General features: G+C 34.0%; 19 protein-coding genes and 2 tRNA genes. 5 read left to right on the forward strand and 16 right to left on the reverse strand.

All coding sequences use genetic code 11. From position 1 onward, the window contains the following. Positions 1–138 precede the first annotated feature (138 nt). From QFA95_RS01560 to QFA95_RS01605, 10 genes are all read right to left on the reverse strand, one after another. Positions 139–717, reverse strand: a complete 579-nt coding sequence (locus tag QFA95_RS01560) for a methyltransferase domain-containing protein (protein ID WP_486463092.1) — start codon at positions 715–717, stop codon at positions 139–141. Positions 718–856: 139 nt separating this feature from the next. Further along, positions 857–933 (reverse strand) — tRNA-Met (locus QFA95_RS01565). 42 nt (positions 934–975) lie between these two features. Beyond that, the gene (gene ychF / locus QFA95_RS01570) at positions 976–2,061 is read right to left on the reverse strand and encodes a redox-regulated ATPase YchF (protein ID WP_486463093.1); all 1,086 of its coding nucleotides are present in this window, start codon (positions 2,059–2,061) and stop codon (positions 976–978) included. A 4-nt stretch (positions 2,062–2,065) separates the two neighbouring features. Next, the gene (pth, locus tag QFA95_RS01575) at positions 2,066–2,641 is read right to left on the reverse strand and encodes an aminoacyl-tRNA hydrolase (protein WP_486463094.1); all 576 of its coding nucleotides are present in this window, start codon (positions 2,639–2,641) and stop codon (positions 2,066–2,068) included. A 54-nt stretch (positions 2,642–2,695) separates the two neighbouring features. Beyond that, a complete protein-coding gene (locus QFA95_RS01580; protein ID WP_486463095.1) occupies positions 2,696–3,385 on the reverse strand; it encodes a 50S ribosomal protein L25/general stress protein Ctc in 690 nt (229 codons plus the stop codon). 53 nt (positions 3,386–3,438) lie between these two features. Then, positions 3,439–4,389: a ribose-phosphate pyrophosphokinase gene (locus tag QFA95_RS01585; RefSeq protein WP_486463096.1), complete on the reverse strand. Its 951-nt coding sequence runs from the start codon at positions 4,387–4,389 to the stop codon at positions 3,439–3,441. Between the two features lie 16 nt (positions 4,390–4,405). Beyond that, positions 4,406–4,482: transfer RNA gene (locus QFA95_RS01590), tRNA-Gln, on the reverse strand. After that, on the reverse strand, positions 4,481–5,329 hold the full coding sequence (gene ispE, locus QFA95_RS01595) for a 4-(cytidine 5'-diphospho)-2-C-methyl-D-erythritol kinase (RefSeq protein ID WP_486463097.1): 849 nt from the start codon (positions 5,327–5,329) through the stop codon (positions 4,481–4,483). Before ispE ends, QFA95_RS01590 begins: the two co-directional genes overlap by 2 nt. Before the next feature lie 9 nt (positions 5,330–5,338). Beyond that, positions 5,339–5,887, reverse strand: a complete 549-nt coding sequence (locus QFA95_RS01600) for a hypothetical protein (protein ID WP_486463098.1) — start codon at positions 5,885–5,887, stop codon at positions 5,339–5,341. Further along, positions 5,859–7,553, reverse strand: coding sequence for a tetratricopeptide repeat protein (locus QFA95_RS01605; RefSeq protein WP_486463099.1), 1,695 nt, complete (start codon positions 7,551–7,553; stop codon positions 5,859–5,861). The genes QFA95_RS01600 and QFA95_RS01605 overlap by 29 nt, the downstream gene beginning before the upstream one ends. 147 nt (positions 7,554–7,700) lie before the next feature. On the opposite strand from QFA95_RS01605, the gene QFA95_RS01610 reads away from it, so the two are divergent. From QFA95_RS01610 to mutM, 5 genes are read left to right on the forward strand one after another with little or no spacing between them, the layout of a single operon-like run. Further along, positions 7,701–8,618 carry an ABC transporter ATP-binding protein gene (locus QFA95_RS01610; protein ID WP_486463100.1) on the forward strand — a complete coding sequence of 306 codons (918 nt, stop codon included), beginning with the start codon at positions 7,701–7,703 and terminating at the stop codon, positions 8,616–8,618. A gap of 8 nt (positions 8,619–8,626) precedes the next feature. Further along, positions 8,627–9,373, forward strand: coding sequence for an ABC transporter permease (locus QFA95_RS01615; RefSeq protein ID WP_486463434.1), 747 nt, complete (start codon positions 8,627–8,629; stop codon positions 9,371–9,373). Further along, positions 9,373–10,755 carry a GldG family protein gene (locus QFA95_RS01620; protein ID WP_486463101.1) on the forward strand — a complete coding sequence of 461 codons (1,383 nt, stop codon included), beginning with the start codon at positions 9,373–9,375 and terminating at the stop codon, positions 10,753–10,755. The genes QFA95_RS01615 and QFA95_RS01620 overlap by 1 nt, the downstream gene beginning before the upstream one ends. Before the next feature lie 11 nt (positions 10,756–10,766). Next, a complete protein-coding gene (locus QFA95_RS01625) occupies positions 10,767–11,657 on the forward strand; it encodes a DUF4340 domain-containing protein (RefSeq protein ID WP_486463102.1) in 891 nt (296 codons plus the stop codon). Between the two features lie 2 nt (positions 11,658–11,659). Then, entirely contained in the window at positions 11,660–12,475 is an 816-nt protein-coding gene (mutM, locus tag QFA95_RS01630) for a bifunctional DNA-formamidopyrimidine glycosylase/DNA-(apurinic or apyrimidinic site) lyase (RefSeq protein WP_486463103.1), read from the forward strand. On the opposite strand, the gene QFA95_RS01635 is transcribed toward mutM, so the two are convergent. From QFA95_RS01635 to rpoH, 6 genes are read right to left on the reverse strand one after another with little or no spacing between them, the layout of a single operon-like run. Then, positions 12,443–13,873, reverse strand: coding sequence for a high affinity choline transporter 1 (locus QFA95_RS01635; protein WP_486463104.1), 1,431 nt, complete (start codon positions 13,871–13,873; stop codon positions 12,443–12,445). The genes mutM and QFA95_RS01635 overlap by 33 nt on opposite strands. Before the next feature lie 18 nt (positions 13,874–13,891). Continuing rightward, positions 13,892–15,415, reverse strand: a complete 1,524-nt coding sequence (gene ubiB, locus QFA95_RS01640; RefSeq protein ID WP_486463105.1) for a ubiquinone biosynthesis regulatory protein kinase UbiB — start codon at positions 15,413–15,415, stop codon at positions 13,892–13,894. Next, positions 15,412–15,987, reverse strand: a complete 576-nt coding sequence (locus tag QFA95_RS01645; RefSeq protein ID WP_486463106.1) for an SCP2 sterol-binding domain-containing protein — start codon at positions 15,985–15,987, stop codon at positions 15,412–15,414. The genes ubiB and QFA95_RS01645 overlap by 4 nt, the downstream gene beginning before the upstream one ends. Beyond that, positions 15,984–16,718, reverse strand: a complete 735-nt coding sequence (locus QFA95_RS01650; protein ID WP_486463107.1) for a class I SAM-dependent methyltransferase — start codon at positions 16,716–16,718, stop codon at positions 15,984–15,986. The genes QFA95_RS01645 and QFA95_RS01650 overlap by 4 nt, the downstream gene beginning before the upstream one ends. After that, on the reverse strand, positions 16,705–17,058 hold the full coding sequence (locus tag QFA95_RS01655; protein ID WP_486463108.1) for a gamma-butyrobetaine hydroxylase family protein: 354 nt from the start codon (positions 17,056–17,058) through the stop codon (positions 16,705–16,707). Before QFA95_RS01655 ends, QFA95_RS01650 begins: the two co-directional genes overlap by 14 nt. A gap of 7 nt (positions 17,059–17,065) precedes the next feature. Beyond that, a complete protein-coding gene (gene rpoH, locus QFA95_RS01660) occupies positions 17,066–17,911 on the reverse strand; it encodes an RNA polymerase sigma factor RpoH (protein WP_486463109.1) in 846 nt (281 codons plus the stop codon). Between the last annotated feature and the right edge of the window lie 52 nt (positions 17,912–17,963).

The raw sequence follows: 17,963 nt of genomic DNA on the forward strand, positions 1-17,963 counted from the left end.
ACACTTTTCTTATGTCTTTTTAATCCTCTACACCCCACTGTTTTCAATGCTTTCAGAGTATTACCCCTACTATTTAATGTCAAGTAATTTTTGTCCATCTTGTATCCCTTGATAGTCAACCATTATAGAACGTTATATTTATTGATTAATTTTTTTTAAATTCCAATAAAGATGAGTGTTTTTTTTCTTTATTTTTGAATAAATAAGATATAACTTTTCACTTATTTGAGATTTAAATTTCATATCTAAATAATTATTAGGTACAAATTTATTTTCTAGTAGCAAAAAACTACCTTCGAATCCATAAATTTTACCTAATGGTTTTTTTCCTGAGAAATATTTAGCAGTCCGTTTGGTTATAAAGTTAACATGAGTTGGATCCTGAAACGCTTGCTTTGAAGGGTATGCGGGTGTTATTGCTAAAAAAATCCCATTATTTTTTAGCACCCTGAAAATCTCATTCATTAAATTTATAAATGGAAAAGTTGTTTCATTGACACTTCGAATCCAAATACGTGGTATGTGTTCAATAAAATCAAAAGCAGAGATGGAGTCAAAATAATTATCAGGGTAGGGTATTTTTTGTGTTATTAAATTACTTTGTTTGTAATAAAAATTAACATCCTTCAAACTTCTAATATCAACACCAAAAAGTTCACTTTGGTTCAAAGGGTTTCTGGGAAATCTTCCGCAACCTAAATCTAAATGCCTACTCATGAGAAGTACTTTATATTAATTTTTTGAGTTTTCATAATTCGGTTTATTGTCTGAAATTTATTACACTTTATTACACTTTTATGCGATTATGCTGATGTAGGCGTTAATAAACTTAAGTTATTGATTTTAAATAATAAAATGGTGGTGATGGAGAGACTTGAACTCTCGACCTCAGGATTATGAATCCTGCGCTCTAACCAGCTGAGCTACATCACCGAAGAACAGAGCATTATATTTTTTTCATGATTTAATGTAAAGCTAAACATTAAATTTAAAGTGAATAACATCTCCATCTTTAACAATATAATCTTTTCCTTCAAGCCTTTGTTTTCCAGCTTCCTTTGATTTTTGCTCACCGCCAAAATTTATATAGTCTTCAAAAGAAATGACTTCAGCTTTAATGAAACCCCTTTGAAAATCAGTATGGATTACGCCAGCAGACTCTGGCGCTGTATAACCATTTTTAATGGTCCACGCTCTCACTTCTTTTACCCCAGCTGTAAAATAAGTTTGTAAGTTCAATAGCGCATAGGTTTCTCTAATAATAAGATTTAAACCAGGCTCATCTACATTTAACTCTGATAAAAATAACTCTTTTTCTTCGTCAGTTAAATCTGCAATCTCTGATTCAATTTTTGCACAAATTGGTATACATTTTGAGTCATGTGTGGCTGCAAAATCCATTACTTTTTGTAAATATTCATTATCTTTGAATCCACTCTCATCAACATTCGCAACATACATGACGGGTTTTAATGTAATTAAGAATAATGGATGAAGAAGTTTTAAATCATCTGCTTCAAGGCTCATATCTTTTAATAATATTCCCTGATTCAGTTTTTCAAGAACCAATTCATATAAATTTAGTTTTTGTAATGCTTCTTTGTCACCTGATTTTGATTTCTTTTTTTCTTTTTCAATAGCCTTTGATACTGACTCCATATCAGCTAAGATTAATTCCGTATTGATCGTCTCTATATCTCCAAGTGGATTAATTTTTCCATCCACATGCACAATATTTTCATCATCAAAGCATCTCACAACATGCAGGATAGCGTTTGTTTCTCTGATATTAGCAAGGAACTTATTTCCTAAGCCTTCGCCCTTTGAAGCACCTGCAACCAGCCCGGCAATATCAACAAATTCAACAATTGCTGGCATAATTTTTTCAGGGTTTACAATAGCCGCTAATTTATTGAGTCTTAAATCTGGCACTTCAACAATGCCTGAATTTGGCTCAATTGTACAAAAAGGGTAATTTGCAGCTTCAATTCCAGATTTTGTAATTGCGTTAAATAATGTTGATTTGCCAACATTTGGTAATCCAACTATGCCACATTTCATTTCACTAATCCTTTGTGTGTAAATTCAACATTGCTTTTTCAAATTCGCCATGAATCATATAGGATAGATTTTGGTAGCCTTTGAGAATAGCATTATTAATTTGACCTTCCTCGATTTTTTGAGGGCGGTTTAAAACATAACCTTTTACTTTATTTTTATCACCTGGGTGACCAATACCAATTCTTAGACGCCAAAAAGCATTTGTTCCAATATTGGCAATGATACTTTTGAGACCGTTATGACCACCGTGCCCGCCACCATTCTTAAGACGGATATCTCCAGGCATCAGATCTAATTCATCATGAATGATGAGGATTTCATGAGGTTTAAATTTATAAAAATTAACAATCTTTGCGACCGATAGGCCAGATTCATTCATAAATGTTGCAGGATTGAGGAGGTGTATATTTTCCATATCAGAAATTTTTTTATAAAAACCTAAAAATTTAGAGTTTTCATCAAGTGTTTGTTTAATATTATGAGCGATAAGATTATTAAACCAAAATCCGACATTATGGCGGGTCACCTCATATTCAGGTCCAGGATTACCAAGACCAATAAATAATTTTATTCCACTCATACAAACAAAAACACCCTTTTAACAAAGGGTGTTAAGTCTTTTAAAAAATTAATTTTACTCTTCTTTTGGTTCTTCATTTGAACTCTCATCAGAAGCTTCTGATGATGAGGAAGCATCAGATGATGCATCGTCTCCCGCTTCTTCAGAAGCTTCTGCTGGATCATCGGCCTTCTGAACTTTAGGTTTAGCAATCGTGGTGATAGCTGGATCATTTTCTTCAGTTAATGCAGTTAAATCAACACCCTCAGGTAGTTTTAATTCTGATAAATGAATTGATTCACCTAATCCTAGATCTTCTAGGTTAACCTCAATAAATTGAGGTAGATCTTTAGGTAAGCATGAAATATCGACTTCCGTCATGATATGAGAAATCACGCCACCTTCAAGCTTAACCCCTTTGGCGATATCTTCATTAATAAAATGAAAAGGAACATTTACATGAATTTTTTCATTCTGATTAACCCTTTGGAAATCAACATGAAGGATAGTGCCTTTTACAGGCTCTAGCTGATAATCTCTTAAGAGTACAGATTCTGTCGTTCCGTCTGTAGATAATTCCAAGATAGAAGCATGGAAAGCCTCTTTATGAAATTGCAGATGCAATGTTTTGCTATCTAAAACAATTGATACTGCGTCCTTATGATTGCCATAAAGAATGCCTGGCACTTTACCATTTCTGCGAAGACGGCGGCTCGCACCCGTTCCTTTCGCATCTCTTTTTTCTGCTGTAACAGTAATTTTCATAATATAACTCCGTTAATTAGAAGATATCGCGACCAATTTCTTCTATATTTAAATTAATCAATAAACAATGAGCTTACTGAGTCCTCGTGGCTAATTCTTTTTATTGTTTCTGCTAATAAACTTGCCACAGATATTTGTCTGATTTTCTTACATTGCTGTGAATTTTCAGAGAGCGTAATTGTATCAGTTACTACAATTTCATCAAGCTCTGATCCATTAATATTTTTAATAGCATTGCCAGATAAGATCGGATGAGTAATGAATGCTTTTACTTCGGTAGCGCCTTTATTTTTTAATGCTAAAGCGGCCTTTGTTAATGTGTCAGCAGTATCAACGATATCATCAACGATTACACATGAACGGCCTTCAATATCTCCAATAATATTCATAACTTCAGAAACGTTTGGTTTTGGACGTCTTTTATCGATAATTGCTAGATCTGAGCCTAGAATTTTTGACCAAGCTCGAGCACGAACCACACCGCCAACGTCTGGTGAAACGATAACCAAGTTTTCAGGTTTTTTGGTTGCTAAATCATCAAGTAAAACTGGTGTAGCATAAATATTATCCACTGGGATATCAAAAAAACCTTGAATTTGGTCTGAATGTAAATCCATAGTGAGTAAACGGTCGACTCCAGCACTTGATAGCATATTTGCAACCACCTTTGCCGTAATAGCAACTCTGGCAGATCTTGGCCTTCTGTCTTGTCTTGAGTATCCTAGATAAGGAATCGCAGCTGTAATTCTGGCAGCAGAAGATCTTTTTAATGCATCAACCATGACCATTATTTCCATCAAGTGATCATTCGTAGGCATGCTGGTTGATTGAAGGATAAAAACATCTTTACCTCTAACGTTTTCTAATAATTCAACCATTGTTTCACCATCACTAAATGTACCAACATTAGCTTTTCCAAGCTTAATATTGAGGTGATCGGTCACTTTTTTGGCGAGATTAGGGTTAGCACTTCCAGTAAAAACCATCAAACTATGGTTATCCATTAACCCTCCTTAAAAATGGCAGGGGAGGAAGGATTCGAACCTTCGCATGCAGGGATCAAAACCCTGTGCCTTAACCAGCTTGGCGACTCCCCTAATGTTTAGCATTATAAGCAATATTATAATTGACACTTGTTACTTCATAAAATTTGACATTTTTTGGTAAATTATCTTTCACCTCATTCAAATTTATTGTTTCATTTAGAATTAAAAAACAACCCGATCCAGTGCCAGTTAATTTAGCCACTCCAAACTGTTGGAGGTAGCTTAGCAGATCATTTATAGTTGAGTTTTTTTGCCTCACAAAAGCTTCTAAATCATTTCCAAGCTCATCAATTAGATCTTCAAAATTGCTGAGAGCCGTAATTTTCAACTCTTTTGATTTATTTGTCAATTTATAACTTGTAAAAACATCTTTTGTAGAGATTTTTATATTCGGATAACATAGCAGAAATTTTATGGGTGCTAATTCTATTGGTGTAATTTTATCTCCCACCCCCTCCACAATGGCTGTATTGTCGTAAATAAAAAAAGGTACATCTGCCCCTAAATTAATACCAATATTTCCTAATTCTTCTTTTGAAAGATTCAGATCGCATAAAACATTGATTGCAATGAGCATAGTGGCCGCATTCGAGCTTCCTCCACCAAGACCAGCTCCATCAGGTATATTTTTTTTAACATTGATTTCGGCAGAAAAATTCTTTGGCAAAAGCATTTTGCATGCTTTGAAAATTAAATCTTCATCTGTCGGACAATTGATAGATGGATTGTTAATTTTAATTAGATTCTTATTATCCTTTTTTAATGTAATTTTTATTTCGTCATAAAGATCAATATAAGTGAATAAACTTTGAAGATTATGATAACCATCTTTTCTTTTATTAATTACTTTTAAAAAAAGATTGATTTTTGCAGGCGAGTAAAAAATTTTGGATGTCATGCTAATGCATCATTGTAAAAATATGGTTAATTCTATATCTTTATTTTTAACTTTTATAATTTTAGGTTCAAAACCTGACAATGTTTCAATTTTTGATAATTTTTCAACAGATATTTCACAATAGCCTGCGTCAATTCTAATTGGCTTGTTATCATACTCAGTATATAGAATTCTTTTAAATTCCTTGATAGGTAAATTTTTAATAAAATTTTTAATGTTTTGATCTTCTTTGTTCTGATATTCAATTAAAATTTCTTCACGCACAGAGATTTTGCTAATGATTTGATTCAGAGGGGATAAAAGAATCATTTCATGACCACTGTCGTTCGGGTAGAATTTAAAAGAACCGGTGTACCCTTTATCTTTTACAAAAAGTTTGAATTTCCCATTAAATTTTTTTTCTGCAGAAGTTGGCTGATACGTATTTACAAAATCATTGTAAGTATAAATCTCTTTATTGGGATTTATGTTAAGAGTTTGACAGCCGGAAAGAAATGTAAAACTAATTAATAGAAAGTAACAGAAGAAGCTATTGAAATAGTCTGTTTTTTGTTTCAATAAGAATCGAATTTTCAGGGAATCTCTCAAGTGAGCCTTGCCATATAGAAATCGCTTCATTTTCTTTTCCTTGCTTCCATAAAACTTCACCTAAATGCGCTGCAATCTCGGGATCTTCCTGAATAGAATATGCTTTGGTAATAAATTCGTAAGCGATATCATAGTTTCCTAGTCTATAGTGAACCCATCCCATGCTATCGAGGATATAGTGATTTTGTGGCTCAATTGATAATGCTATTTCAATATATCTTTTAGCATCATCAAGTTTAACATTTCTATCAGCATAAGAATAACCGAGAGCATTGTAAGCAATTGCATAATCAGGCTTTAGAGAGATTGCTTTTTTTAGCTTACCTTCCATTGCATCAAAGTTTTTATTTTTTTCATGAAGCAAGCCAAAATCAAAATAGAATTCAGCAGAATCAGAATATTTTTCCTCTTCGCTGAGCATTAAATCAATTGCTTTTTGGAATTGGTTATCGTTATATAAAAAAGATGTTTTGAGTTGTAAAAATTTCAACTTCTCCTGCCTATCAAGCGATTTATATTGATCAAGATACTCAATAGCTTGGTCAATACCATTTTCAGATCTTATTGCTTGAGCAGCGAAGATTCTTGAGTCGACAAACATAGGTCCAGTACTGATCTTCTCAATATAGCTAATGACTTTATCAATTTTCTGTCTTTGTCCGTATATTCTCGCTAGATACATATTGATTTGATCGGGGTTGTAATATTTTCTTTCTAAGCTTTGATTGAGGAACTGTTCAGCCATAATGTCATCACCTGTTTCAAGAGCTAGGAGCGCAACAGTAAAGCTGATTTCAGCCGAAGCTAGTGGACTATTTACAAGCTTTTCAAAATGTTTTTTTGCGGCTGGGTATTGTTCTGTCTGAACAAGAGCTTTTGCTAACTCAAGTCTCACTGTGTTGGATTTTGGATTGGTTTTTATAAAGTTCTGATATGTTTCAATCGCTTTCATTGGATCTTCATCAAACTGAATCGATCCTTTAAAAAGAGTGCTTGTTTCCCAGTTTGGGTTGAGTTTATCAATGGCTGCTAATTCTTTATCGCGAATGGTGATATTTCCTGCCATGTGAGCAGTATGAGCTACAGCAAAATGAGCTTCTACCATCTTGGCATATGGTTTTGCAATATCAATGATAAATCTTAGAGCATTACTTTTGTTCTCAACTCTTGTCAGGATATTATTCAGATATAAAAAACCATCTCCTTTAGACTTTTCATTCTCTAGTATTTCTTTTACAAGCGGCTTGGCCTTTGATAAGTTGCCACTTGCTATATACATTTCTGCCAAAACTTTTTTGGCATCACTTGATTTTGGGTCAAGTTTACTCCACACCCCTGCAGCATCTAAAGCTAATCTTCCATTTCGAACCATGCCGCCTAATTGGGCTGCACTTTGAGCAAAGCCGGTATTTTTTGTTAATTTAGCTAAATCTAGATAAAGATGACCCGCAGCATTTATGTCGTTACGCTGAATCGCAAGTTCAGCGAGCAAAAATTTGTAGACGAATTCAGCATTGGCTTCACTAATTTGCGGTGGCAGATCAGGGTTAAATTCTTCAGACTGCTCTTCAGATATTCCAATGGCTGGAATTAGAAGTGCAAAAAAAGTGAGTACGAAATAATTAATGTGTTTCATGTAAATCCAAGTTTATTTTAATAAGAGACTACTATCAATAGAAATGACTATCGAATTAGAATATAATTCAGCATATTTTTTAAAAAATACATAAACTTTTATGACAATTATCTTGTCATTTAGAGTGAATTTAAATTTATAAATACTATGGTTACTACATTAAAAGCATTAGGATTAACTAGATTATTCGGTCCAAATAAGGCGGTAAATAATGTTTCGTTTGAACTTTCAAAAGGTGAAGTATTGGGTTTTTTAGGCCCTAATGGCGCTGGCAAGTCGACCACCATGCGCATGCTCACTGGTAACCTTGCTCCAACTGAGGGGCAGGTTGAAATTTGTGGCATCAACATCATAGATGAGCCAAAATTAGCTAAAGCTAATATTGGTTATCTTCCAGAGATGAGACCGCTATATAAAGAATTTAGAGTTAATGAATTTTTAAAAATTGCTGCGCAATTGCATAATATTCCTGCTAAAAAAATTAATTCATCTATTGATATTGCAATGGAGAAATGCGGCCTTACGCATATGAGCAATCGATTGATTGAAAATTTATCTAATGGATATCAGCAGCGGGTAGGTATTGCTCAAGCTATTATTCACAACCCTGAGATAGTGATTCTGGATGAGCCAACCGTTGGGCTAGACCCAATCCAGATTAGAGAGATCAGAAAGCTTATTAAAGAAATAGGTAAGGAACATAGCGTTATCTTATCTACTCACATTCTTCCTGAAGTTGAGATTGTTTGTGATCGAGTACAAATTATTGATAAAGGAAATTTAGTATTTCATGGATCAATAGATGATCTAAAGCAGCAAAGAAGAGGTAATAAATTGCTAGTGGGGTTTAAGAAGGCGCCAACGTTAAAGAAACTACAATCCTTATTTGATGTTGTGAAAATAGAAAAACAGGAAGACTCTCTTCATGTCATCCAATTTAAAAATTTAGATTTCGATATGGAGAAGTTTATTCAAGTGTGTGTTAAAGAGAAGTTAGGTTTATTTCAAGTTTCACCGCATATTACCAGTCTCGAAGATACATTTGTTCAACTAACTAATAAATAAAAATGAAGATGATTATAAATATTGCTTCTAAGGAAATTAAAAGTTTTTTCGTGACCCCAATGGGTTGGATAATTTTGGCTTTAATTACCGCAGCCTTTGGCACCTATTATCTTGAGGGAGTTAATAGTTATTTTGAAGTCATGTCTGGAGCAATTCGACCAGCAGAGAGAGTTGGCGTGACTATTTATGTTGGTCAAACAGTCTATGGCGCTGCTTTTTTTCTTATGTTATTTGCGGTACCGCTGATGTCCATGAGACTAATAAGTGAAGAAAGACGACAGCAAACGCTTCCTTTTTTATTCTCTGCTCCAGTCTCTATAGTTGAAATTGTTTTAGGAAAATTTTTTGGACTTTTTGCCTTTTTAGCCCTCATGGTTGTTTATATATTTCTAATGCTTTCAACTTTAAATATTTGGGCAGATATCGATTTTGGCTACCTCTTTTCGAATACATTTGGATTGTTGCTTCTTGTTGGAAGTTTTGCAGCCATCGGTATATATTTTTCAAGTCTGACCAGTCAACCAATTATTGCTGCAATTTTAAGTTTTATTTTTGCATTTTTACTCCTGGGCTTGGAAAGTTACTTTGCAAGTCAGCCCAATCATTGGTTTCACCATGTTTCATTGTTGAAACATTTTCAGACATTTTCTAGAGGGGTGATTAGCTCAAAGGATATTATTTATTTCCTACTATTTATTTCAACTTTTATAGTTTTAACAATTCGCCGTTTAGATGCAGATAGGTTAAGAGGTTAATGAAAAATACAAAAAATATTAAGCAAAGGCTACAACTCCTTCTTCAAAATTGGATATTTGTTGTTTTATTCATTATTCTTATTCTTTTGCTCGGGTTTATTTCAAATCAGTTTGAATTTTCAAAAGATATAACTCAAGCCAATAGAAATACGCTTACTGAGGGAAGTATTGGTGTTTTAAAAGAAATGGATGGTCCAATTAATCTGACTGTGTTTGCAACCAAAGATGACGTAAATAAAGGTGATAAATTTCGCCAAGGGATTATTAACTTTATAGCTCGTTATCAACGCTCCAAACCAGACATTAATATTAACTTTATTAGCCCTGTAGAGGAGCCAAAATTAGCACAGGAGATGGGCATACGTGTGGATGGTGAAGTTGTTGTTGAATATAATAAAAGAACTGAACATATCACTCCACCTTTTGCTGAACAAGAATTAACTAACTTGTTAGTGAGATTAACTAGAGCTAATGAAAAGCCAATCATGTATCTTGACGGCCATGGAGAAAAAAATCTTTTAGGGTTAAAAAATTCAGATTTAGGTGAATTTGGTAAACAGTTAGAAAGTAAAGGATTTAAATTTTCAAACCCTGATTTAACAGTATTACCATCTGTTCCTGAAGAAGGGTCTATGTTGGTGATAGCCAGTCCCAAAAAAGATGTTTCTGACTTAGAGGCAAAAAAGATTGTGAACTTTCTTGAGTCAGGCGGTAATCTTTTATGGCTTATCGATGACAATAATTTTAAAGGCCTTGATGATGTTGCAAAATATATTGGCCTAACTGTTTTGGATGGTAAAATTTTCGATCCGAGTTCTGAACAGTTCGGTTCAACTCCAGATTTGACTTTTGCTCTTCGTTACGGCGACCACCCCATAACAAGAAACTTTATGTTAAGAACTTTGTTTTCAAATCCAATAGCCTTGAATGCTAAGGGTACTTATGAAAATGGATGGGAGGTTACTGAACTAATTGATGTTGCTGCTGGAGGATGGCTTGAGCGCGGTAACGAAAAAAATCCTACTTTTGAAGAAGATCAAGATCAGCCTGGTCCCCTTAATATTGCGGTTGCATTAAAACGTGAATATGGCGAAGTTGGTCAGCGTGTTGTGGTGGTGGGTAATTCTGAGTTTTTATCTAATGCCTTTATTACGTCAGGTGGAAACCTAGATTTAGGCGTCAATTTAGTGAACTGGCTTAGTGGTGATGATAAGCTCATAAATATTCAACCCATGCCGCTTAAAGATGTAAATGTTACAATTCCTGAAACAAGAACATCATTTGTCATTGCCTGGACTATATTTCATAGCTTTCAATATTTTATTCCTGTTGGATTATTTATTGGCGGCATTTGGTTGTGGCTCAGAAGAAGAAAGAGATAAACTAATATTGTATGAATAAAAGATGGCTACCTATCATAGTACTAATTTTAGTTATTGCACCCTTGGCTTGGTTTTCTTTAAGCTTTAAAAATCAAGAAATAGCAGATAGTAGTTATGAAATATCTAATTTAAAATTATCTGAATTTGATGAGATTTTCATCGATTTTCCATCCAAGGCAGCAACATCCTTTAAAAAAATAAATGGGTATTGGTATCAGACTAAACCTTATCAAACAAGAGCGGATCAAAACATTGTGTATCGGTTGTTGTCAATTTTGGCTACCAAATCCAAAGAAAAACTTGAATCATTACAAATTGAAAAATACGGCTTAGATAAGCCAAAACTAAAAATGACATTTAGCAATGAAAACCAAAAAGAGGTATTTTCATTTGGAACCTATAACCCAGTTACAGAACAACAGTATGTGCTATATGACAATAGTGTTTATATCTTAGATGGCATTTTCTCAGAAATGGCAAGTTATCTACCTGTTGAATTAATTGATAAAAAACCATTAGCACCCTTTGAAAAAGTTATGAAATTTGACTTCTCTAGACTTGAGCAATGGCAAGAAAATTATTTGCGAGTAGAAATAGATGATATGGGTAAAATTAAGGCTGATGGGAAAAAAATAGACTTTGATGAGATGCAGCTCGCGGAATGGTTTACTGATAATTGGTTAAAAGCAGTGTCGACCGCTGTTGAACCTTATAAGCTCGATGCTAGGATTGGATATAAGAGTTTTGATGTTTATTTAGACGATAAAGTAAAGATAACTTTTTATCGTATTCAAGAGTCACCAGAGTTACTATTATTTAGGAAGGATGAAGGTCTTTTATATCACTTTCCGCAGGATGTTGGATTTACGATGCTAAATCCGAACATATCCCGACAAGATTAATTGTGCCTGAACTTCCGGAGGTTGAAACTACAGTCCGTGGAATAAAATCAATAGAGTCATCTGTCATTGAGAGGATTGATGTGTTTAATCCAAATTTGAGATGGCCTATTTCGAATGATCTATCCTTTTTTTTAGATAACAAAAAAATATTAAGTGTCTATCGTCGGGCAAAGTACATTATTATCAAGTGCTCAAATGCACATCTCGTGATCCACCTTGGTATGACAGGTAAATTGGTGTTTGCTAAACCTAAAGACACCTTAAAGAAACACGATCATATGCAAATAAAATTTGCCAATCGTGACCAAGTCATTCGATATAACGACCCAAGGAGATTTGGATCTGCACATCTAGTTAAGAATAAACTTGAAGATTTTAGATTGCTGTCTAATCTTGGCATAGAGCCGCTGGCAGAAGAATTTGATGGAAACTTTCTTTTTACTAAAGCTCGAAACAGAAATGTACCAATAAAAGCTTTTATCATGAATCATCTCATAGTTGTAGGTGTTGGTAATATCTATGCCAGTGAGGCATTATTTTTATCAGGAATCAGGCCATCGATTCCAGCAAGAAGGGTTACAAGAAAAAAAATGGGGGTACTAGTAAAAAATATTAAATATGTTTTATCTATCGCAATCGAAAAAGGTGGATCAACTATTAGTGATTTTATGAACACAAAAGGGGAGCAGGGTTACTTCCAAATTGACCACCAAGTATACAATCGTGAAGGTCAGCCTTGCAATCAATGTGGAGCTAAGATAAAAAAAATAATTATTGGTCAGCGTTCAAGTTTTTTTTGCAGTAGGTGCCAATGTTGATTGTTGAGTCATGAGAGAAACTACAACCATTGATAAGATGCTCACAAATAATCCAATTAGTTGAGCTGGTATCAATCCACTCTCTCCAAATGCAATTTCAAAGAAGATCCAGGTCGCAATCCCAAAGCAAATAGATGCCAATGCGCCGTGATGATTAGCTTTTTTCCAAAAAATGCCAAAAATAAGCGGGGTAAATGCTCCAGCTAAGGTAACTTTATAAGCAGACTCTACCATTTGGAAAATAGTTAAATCTGATGCTAAAGCATAATTCAATACTACAAAAGAGAATGCTACCAAACATATTCTCATCATTTTAAGAAATTCTTTATCAGTCATTCCTGGCCTGAGGGGTTTGATAACATTTTCTGCAAATGTAACAGATGGTGCTAACAGTGTTGCAGACGAGCAACTCATAATTGCAGATATCACCGCTCCAAAAAAAATTATTTGTGCAATTGGTGGAGTGTATTTAATAATAAACTCAGGAAGCACATATTGGGAGTCAAATTCAATAATTGACTGAAAATACACCGGATCGATTATTGTTGCTGAATAAGCGATAAACATTGGAACAAAAGTAAAAGCAAAATAAATTGATGCTCCAAAAATAGACCCCCAGAAAGCAATCTTAGCACTTTTGGCAGAGGTAATTCTTTGAAAAACATCTTGCTGGGGGATTGAGCCAAGCATTAATGTAACCCACACACCAAAAAATGAAATCCATGTAAAAATATCACCCTTAGGCCAAAAATCAAATTTGTTATTTTCTCTCGCATGATCAAGCACATAGGTAATACCGCCCGACATGTCAGATACGATATAGCTTATAAAGAGCAGGCCAGAAATAATTACCAACATTTGAATAAAATCAAGAATAGCAACTGATAACATACCGCCAAGAGTGGTGTATGAAACAACGATTAGAGTCCCAATAATCATTCCTACCTCTTCTGAGACTTGATGACCACTTAAGACACTAATTATTAAACCTAAAGCTTTAATTTGGGCAGCGACCCATCCAAGGTAAGAAATCAAAATAGCAATTGAAGTTATAACTTCAATTTTACGGTCATATCTTTTGCGATAAAAATCACCAAGAGTTATAAAATTAAGATGGTACAAATATTTTGAAAATAGAAAACCTGCAATAATAAGACATAAACTAGCCCCAAATGGATCTGCAACCAACCCATGCAATCCCTCATTGACAAATGTGGAGGAAACTCCAAAGATGGCCTCAGCGCCAAACCATGTGGCAAAGACAGTTGCAATGACAACCGGCAAGGGTAAATGCCGTCCTGCGATGGCAAAATCTCGCGTATTTTTAACTTTCGTGGATACGTAAAATCCTATACCAACAGATATCAGTATATAAATACAAACAAAAGTGAGAAGCATATGTTCTAAGTTTGTTGATTAAAAAAGAAAAATAATAATAAATAATTGAACACACATCAATATAAAAAAAACAGCAATAATCCATTTTAAATAATTATTATTTTTTTTATGCTGCGCATTTGAGAGCTGTTGTTTTACTAATTGATTTGATAAATCAACTTGCTGCGTTTTAAGTTGCTCGTAGTGTGGGAGATTTTTAATAATATTGAGCCATTTTGGAAAATCTTTCTTTAAAGATTTAACAAAGTGTTTAATGCCTAGCTGCTCTTTGAGCCATTTTTCTAAAAAAGGTCTGGCTGTTTTCCAAAGGTCTAGGTCTGGATTTAATTCTCGGCCAAGACCCTCAACATTTAATAAAGTTTTTTGAAGCATCGTGAGTTGAGGCTGTATTTCCATGTTAAATTGTCTGGAAGTTTGAAAAAGCCTGATCAGTAATTTACCGAAAGAGATTTCTTTGAGTGGTTTATTAAATATGGGCTCACAAACTGCTCTTATTGCATTCTCAAACTCATCAACTGAGGTGTCTGATGGTACCCAATTGGAGTCAAGATGAGCTTGAGCTACTCCACGGTAATCTCGATTAAAAAAGCAGACAAAGTTTTTAGCTAAATAGTATTTATCCTCCTCGTTAAGGGTGCCCATAATCCCAAAATCCATTGCCACATAACGCCCATCTCTTGCAACTTGGATATTTCCTGGATGCATGTCAGCATGAAAAAAACCATCTCTAAAGACTTGGGTGAAGAAAATGGTGACCCCATTTTCTGATAGTTCAATCAGATCTATTTTATTTTTCTTTAATACGTCTATTTGCGATATCGGAATACCATCCATTGCTTCCATCACCATCACTTTTTCATGACAGAAGTCCCAATATACTTTTGGCACAATCAATAATTTTTTATCCTTGAAGTTTTCTCCCAAGTGCTCACAATGCCCAGCCTCTAGGAGTAGATTTAATTCTGATTTAGTATGTTTCTCAAATTCATTTACCACCTCAACTGGCTTTAAACGCTTTCCTTCAGACCATAAAATTTTTAATAAACCAGCAACCCACTTGAGGAGCTTGATGTTATTTTTAACTTGTCTCTCTATATCAGGCCTTAAGATTTTAATTGCTACTTTTGAACCATCCATCAATTCACCAAGATACACTTGAGCAACAGAGGCGCTAGCAATCGGCTTTTCTGAAATATGCCTAAATATTTTTTGATAACCTGCTGGATAAGCATCATCAAGAATTTTCTTTGTTTCTTTAAAAGTGAAGGGAGGTACTTTATCCTGAAGTTTTGCTAGCTCATTAGCAATATCAGTGGGTAAAAGGTCTCTTCTTGTAGATAACATTTGCCCAAATTTAACAAATATTGGTCCAGCTACTTCAAGAGATCTTCTTAAGTTTTCAGGTTTTGAGCCACCCTTGAAAATTCGAATTGGGAAAAGTAAATAGGAAATAAATCTTACATACACATTAGTATTAAAAAATAAATCTAATTTATAAAATAAGGCGATGTATAAGAATCTTAAAAACTTAAAAATAGTCATTTAAAGATCTCATTATATTTACGTTGTAAGTTTTCAAAACGTATTGAAAGCTCATCAACATCGTCATTAAATTCCTTTACTTGATAGATTTTGGCAAAAATTTTATTTTCTTCTTGATAATATTCAACAGTTGTTTCGATTGTATTTTTTGTAAAATCACGAATCCGAGTGATAATTTTTTTTGATAATCTCTGATAGATTCCTGCAGCTTGAAGGCCCAGATATTTTTCTACCTCTAGGCTTAAATCCCATTCTAAATTTTTTAAAATCTCACTCATTTTTTTTGCTAATTTCATATCCCCTTGGATTTCAATATCATCAAGATCTTGCTTTGTTATTATTTGGAAGACCGTTTTATTTGAAATTTTGATAGTTAAGCTTGGTTGTGACTCAGAATTGTTGACTAATGAGAGTGAACCATCATTATTGATCTGCATTAACTGGATAATAAAATCATTGCCGTAGCTCAATTGAATTATTTTTCCTCCAAAATCAATCAGATGGGGTTTTATCCAATCATTTTGATGAAGAATATGGTTCACTCCATCCATCATTTTAGTTTTTACCATCATGATTTATATCCAGAGTGAACAGAGACTATTCCTGCTGATAGATTAGTGTATTTAGTTTTACAAAAGCCAGTCTCATTAAGCATTTGTAACAATGTTGCTTGGTCTGGGTGCACACGAATTGATTCTGCTAAATATTGATAGCTTTTTTCATCATCTGCAATTTTCTTACCAATTTTAGGAATAATCTTAAATGAAAAGAGATCGTAAATTTTTTCTAGAGAAGGGTGAATTTTAGAAAATTCAAGAATTACAATCCTACCACCTGGCTTTAGGCATCTGAATACTTCATTCAAGACAGACTGTTTATTAGTCATGTTTCTTAATCCAAAACCAATGCTGACTAGATCAAATGAATTGTCAGGGAATGGAATTTGCTCTGCATTAATGAGCATGGAGGATATAATTAAGCCCTGATCAATGATTTTCTTTTGTCCCTCTTCAAGCATGCTTTGATTTATATCACTATGAATTACAGATGCTTTAGGATTCTTTGTTTTGAATAAAATTGAGAGATCTCCAGATCCTGCAGCTAAATCCAGAATATGATCATTATCTTTTATAGCAATATCAGCAGCAATATAGCGCTTCCAGAGTCGATGAAGACCGAAAGACATGATGTCATTCATTAAATCATATTTGGAAGCAACTGATGAAAAGACCTCTTTAACTAATGGTTCTTTTTCTTCAATGTTGATTTCACTAAATCCGAAATGCGTTTTATTTTTTTTCAAAATGTTGTTTTAGCTTTATTTGATAGTCTTGCCATAAAATATCATAATTTGATGCCAATTCATAAAGATAATCCCATGTATACAAGCCTGTATCATGTCCATCGCTGAAAATTAGCTTGATAGCATAATTGCCAACAGGCTCAATGCCTTGAATTTCAACATTTTCTTTTCCTATTTGAAGCACAGCTTCGGATGGATGGTGACCTTGAACTTCTGCGGAAGGTGAAAATACTCTCAAAAATTCAGCCGAGAGCATACATTCGGTATTGTTGTTGAAGTTAATTTTTAGAAGCTTTTGATCTTGATGATAATTAATTTCAACAGGGGTGGGCACAGACACAATTTAACTACATTAAGCTTTTTAATTTTTTCAAAGCGTTTTGTTCTATTTGCCTAATTCTTTCTGCAGACACACCAAGCTCATCAGCTAGTTCATGGAGCGTTTTGGATTTTTCTTCATTGAGCCATCTTGATTCTAGAACGTATCGGCTTCGTTCATCGATCGATTTAATAGCATTAGTTAATGCTGAAATGCTATTAGATTCAGATTCTTTGGAAATTAATTGCTTTAATGGATCGGCATTTTCATCTTTTAAATAAGATATAGGACGAAATATTTCATCATCATTATCGTCATCTTGGTAATCAAGAGCAATTTCATTACCATTAAATCGATATTCCATCTCCTTGACGTCAGCTTCTTTAACATTCAATTCTTTTGCAATCCCTTTAATTTCATCTTGCTTAAGAGGTTGTAATGTTTTTTTCATGCTACGGAGATTAAAGAATAATTTTCTTTGTGCCTTCGTGGTCGCTGTTTTAACTAAACGCCAATTGCGAACAACAAACTCTTGAATTTCTGCTTTAATCCAGTATATCGCGAATGACACAAGCCTGACTCCTCGAGATGGATCAAATCGTTTCACAGCTTTCATCAATCCAATATTTCCTTCTTGGACAAGATCTGCCTGATTGAGACCATAACCTGAATAAGAGCGAGCAATTTTTATTACCAGCCTTAAATGAGACATAATTAATTGACGAGCTGCCGTAAGATCATTTTCTTCATGAAGTTTTTTTGCTAAATCTATCTCTTCCTCTTCCGTAAGCAAAGGAATTGCCTGCACCTGTTGTTGGTACAAGTCAAAGCTATCCAAAGACGGACTTAAGGGTATAGTTAAAGCGTTGTTCATAAAATAATTTCCTTAATATATAACGTTATTTTAGCACTCTATAACTAAGAGT

This window comes from Candidatus Methylolitoribacter marinus (assembly GCF_051853155.1).
Classification (GTDB): domain Bacteria; phylum Pseudomonadota; class Gammaproteobacteria; order Burkholderiales; family Methylophilaceae; genus BACL14.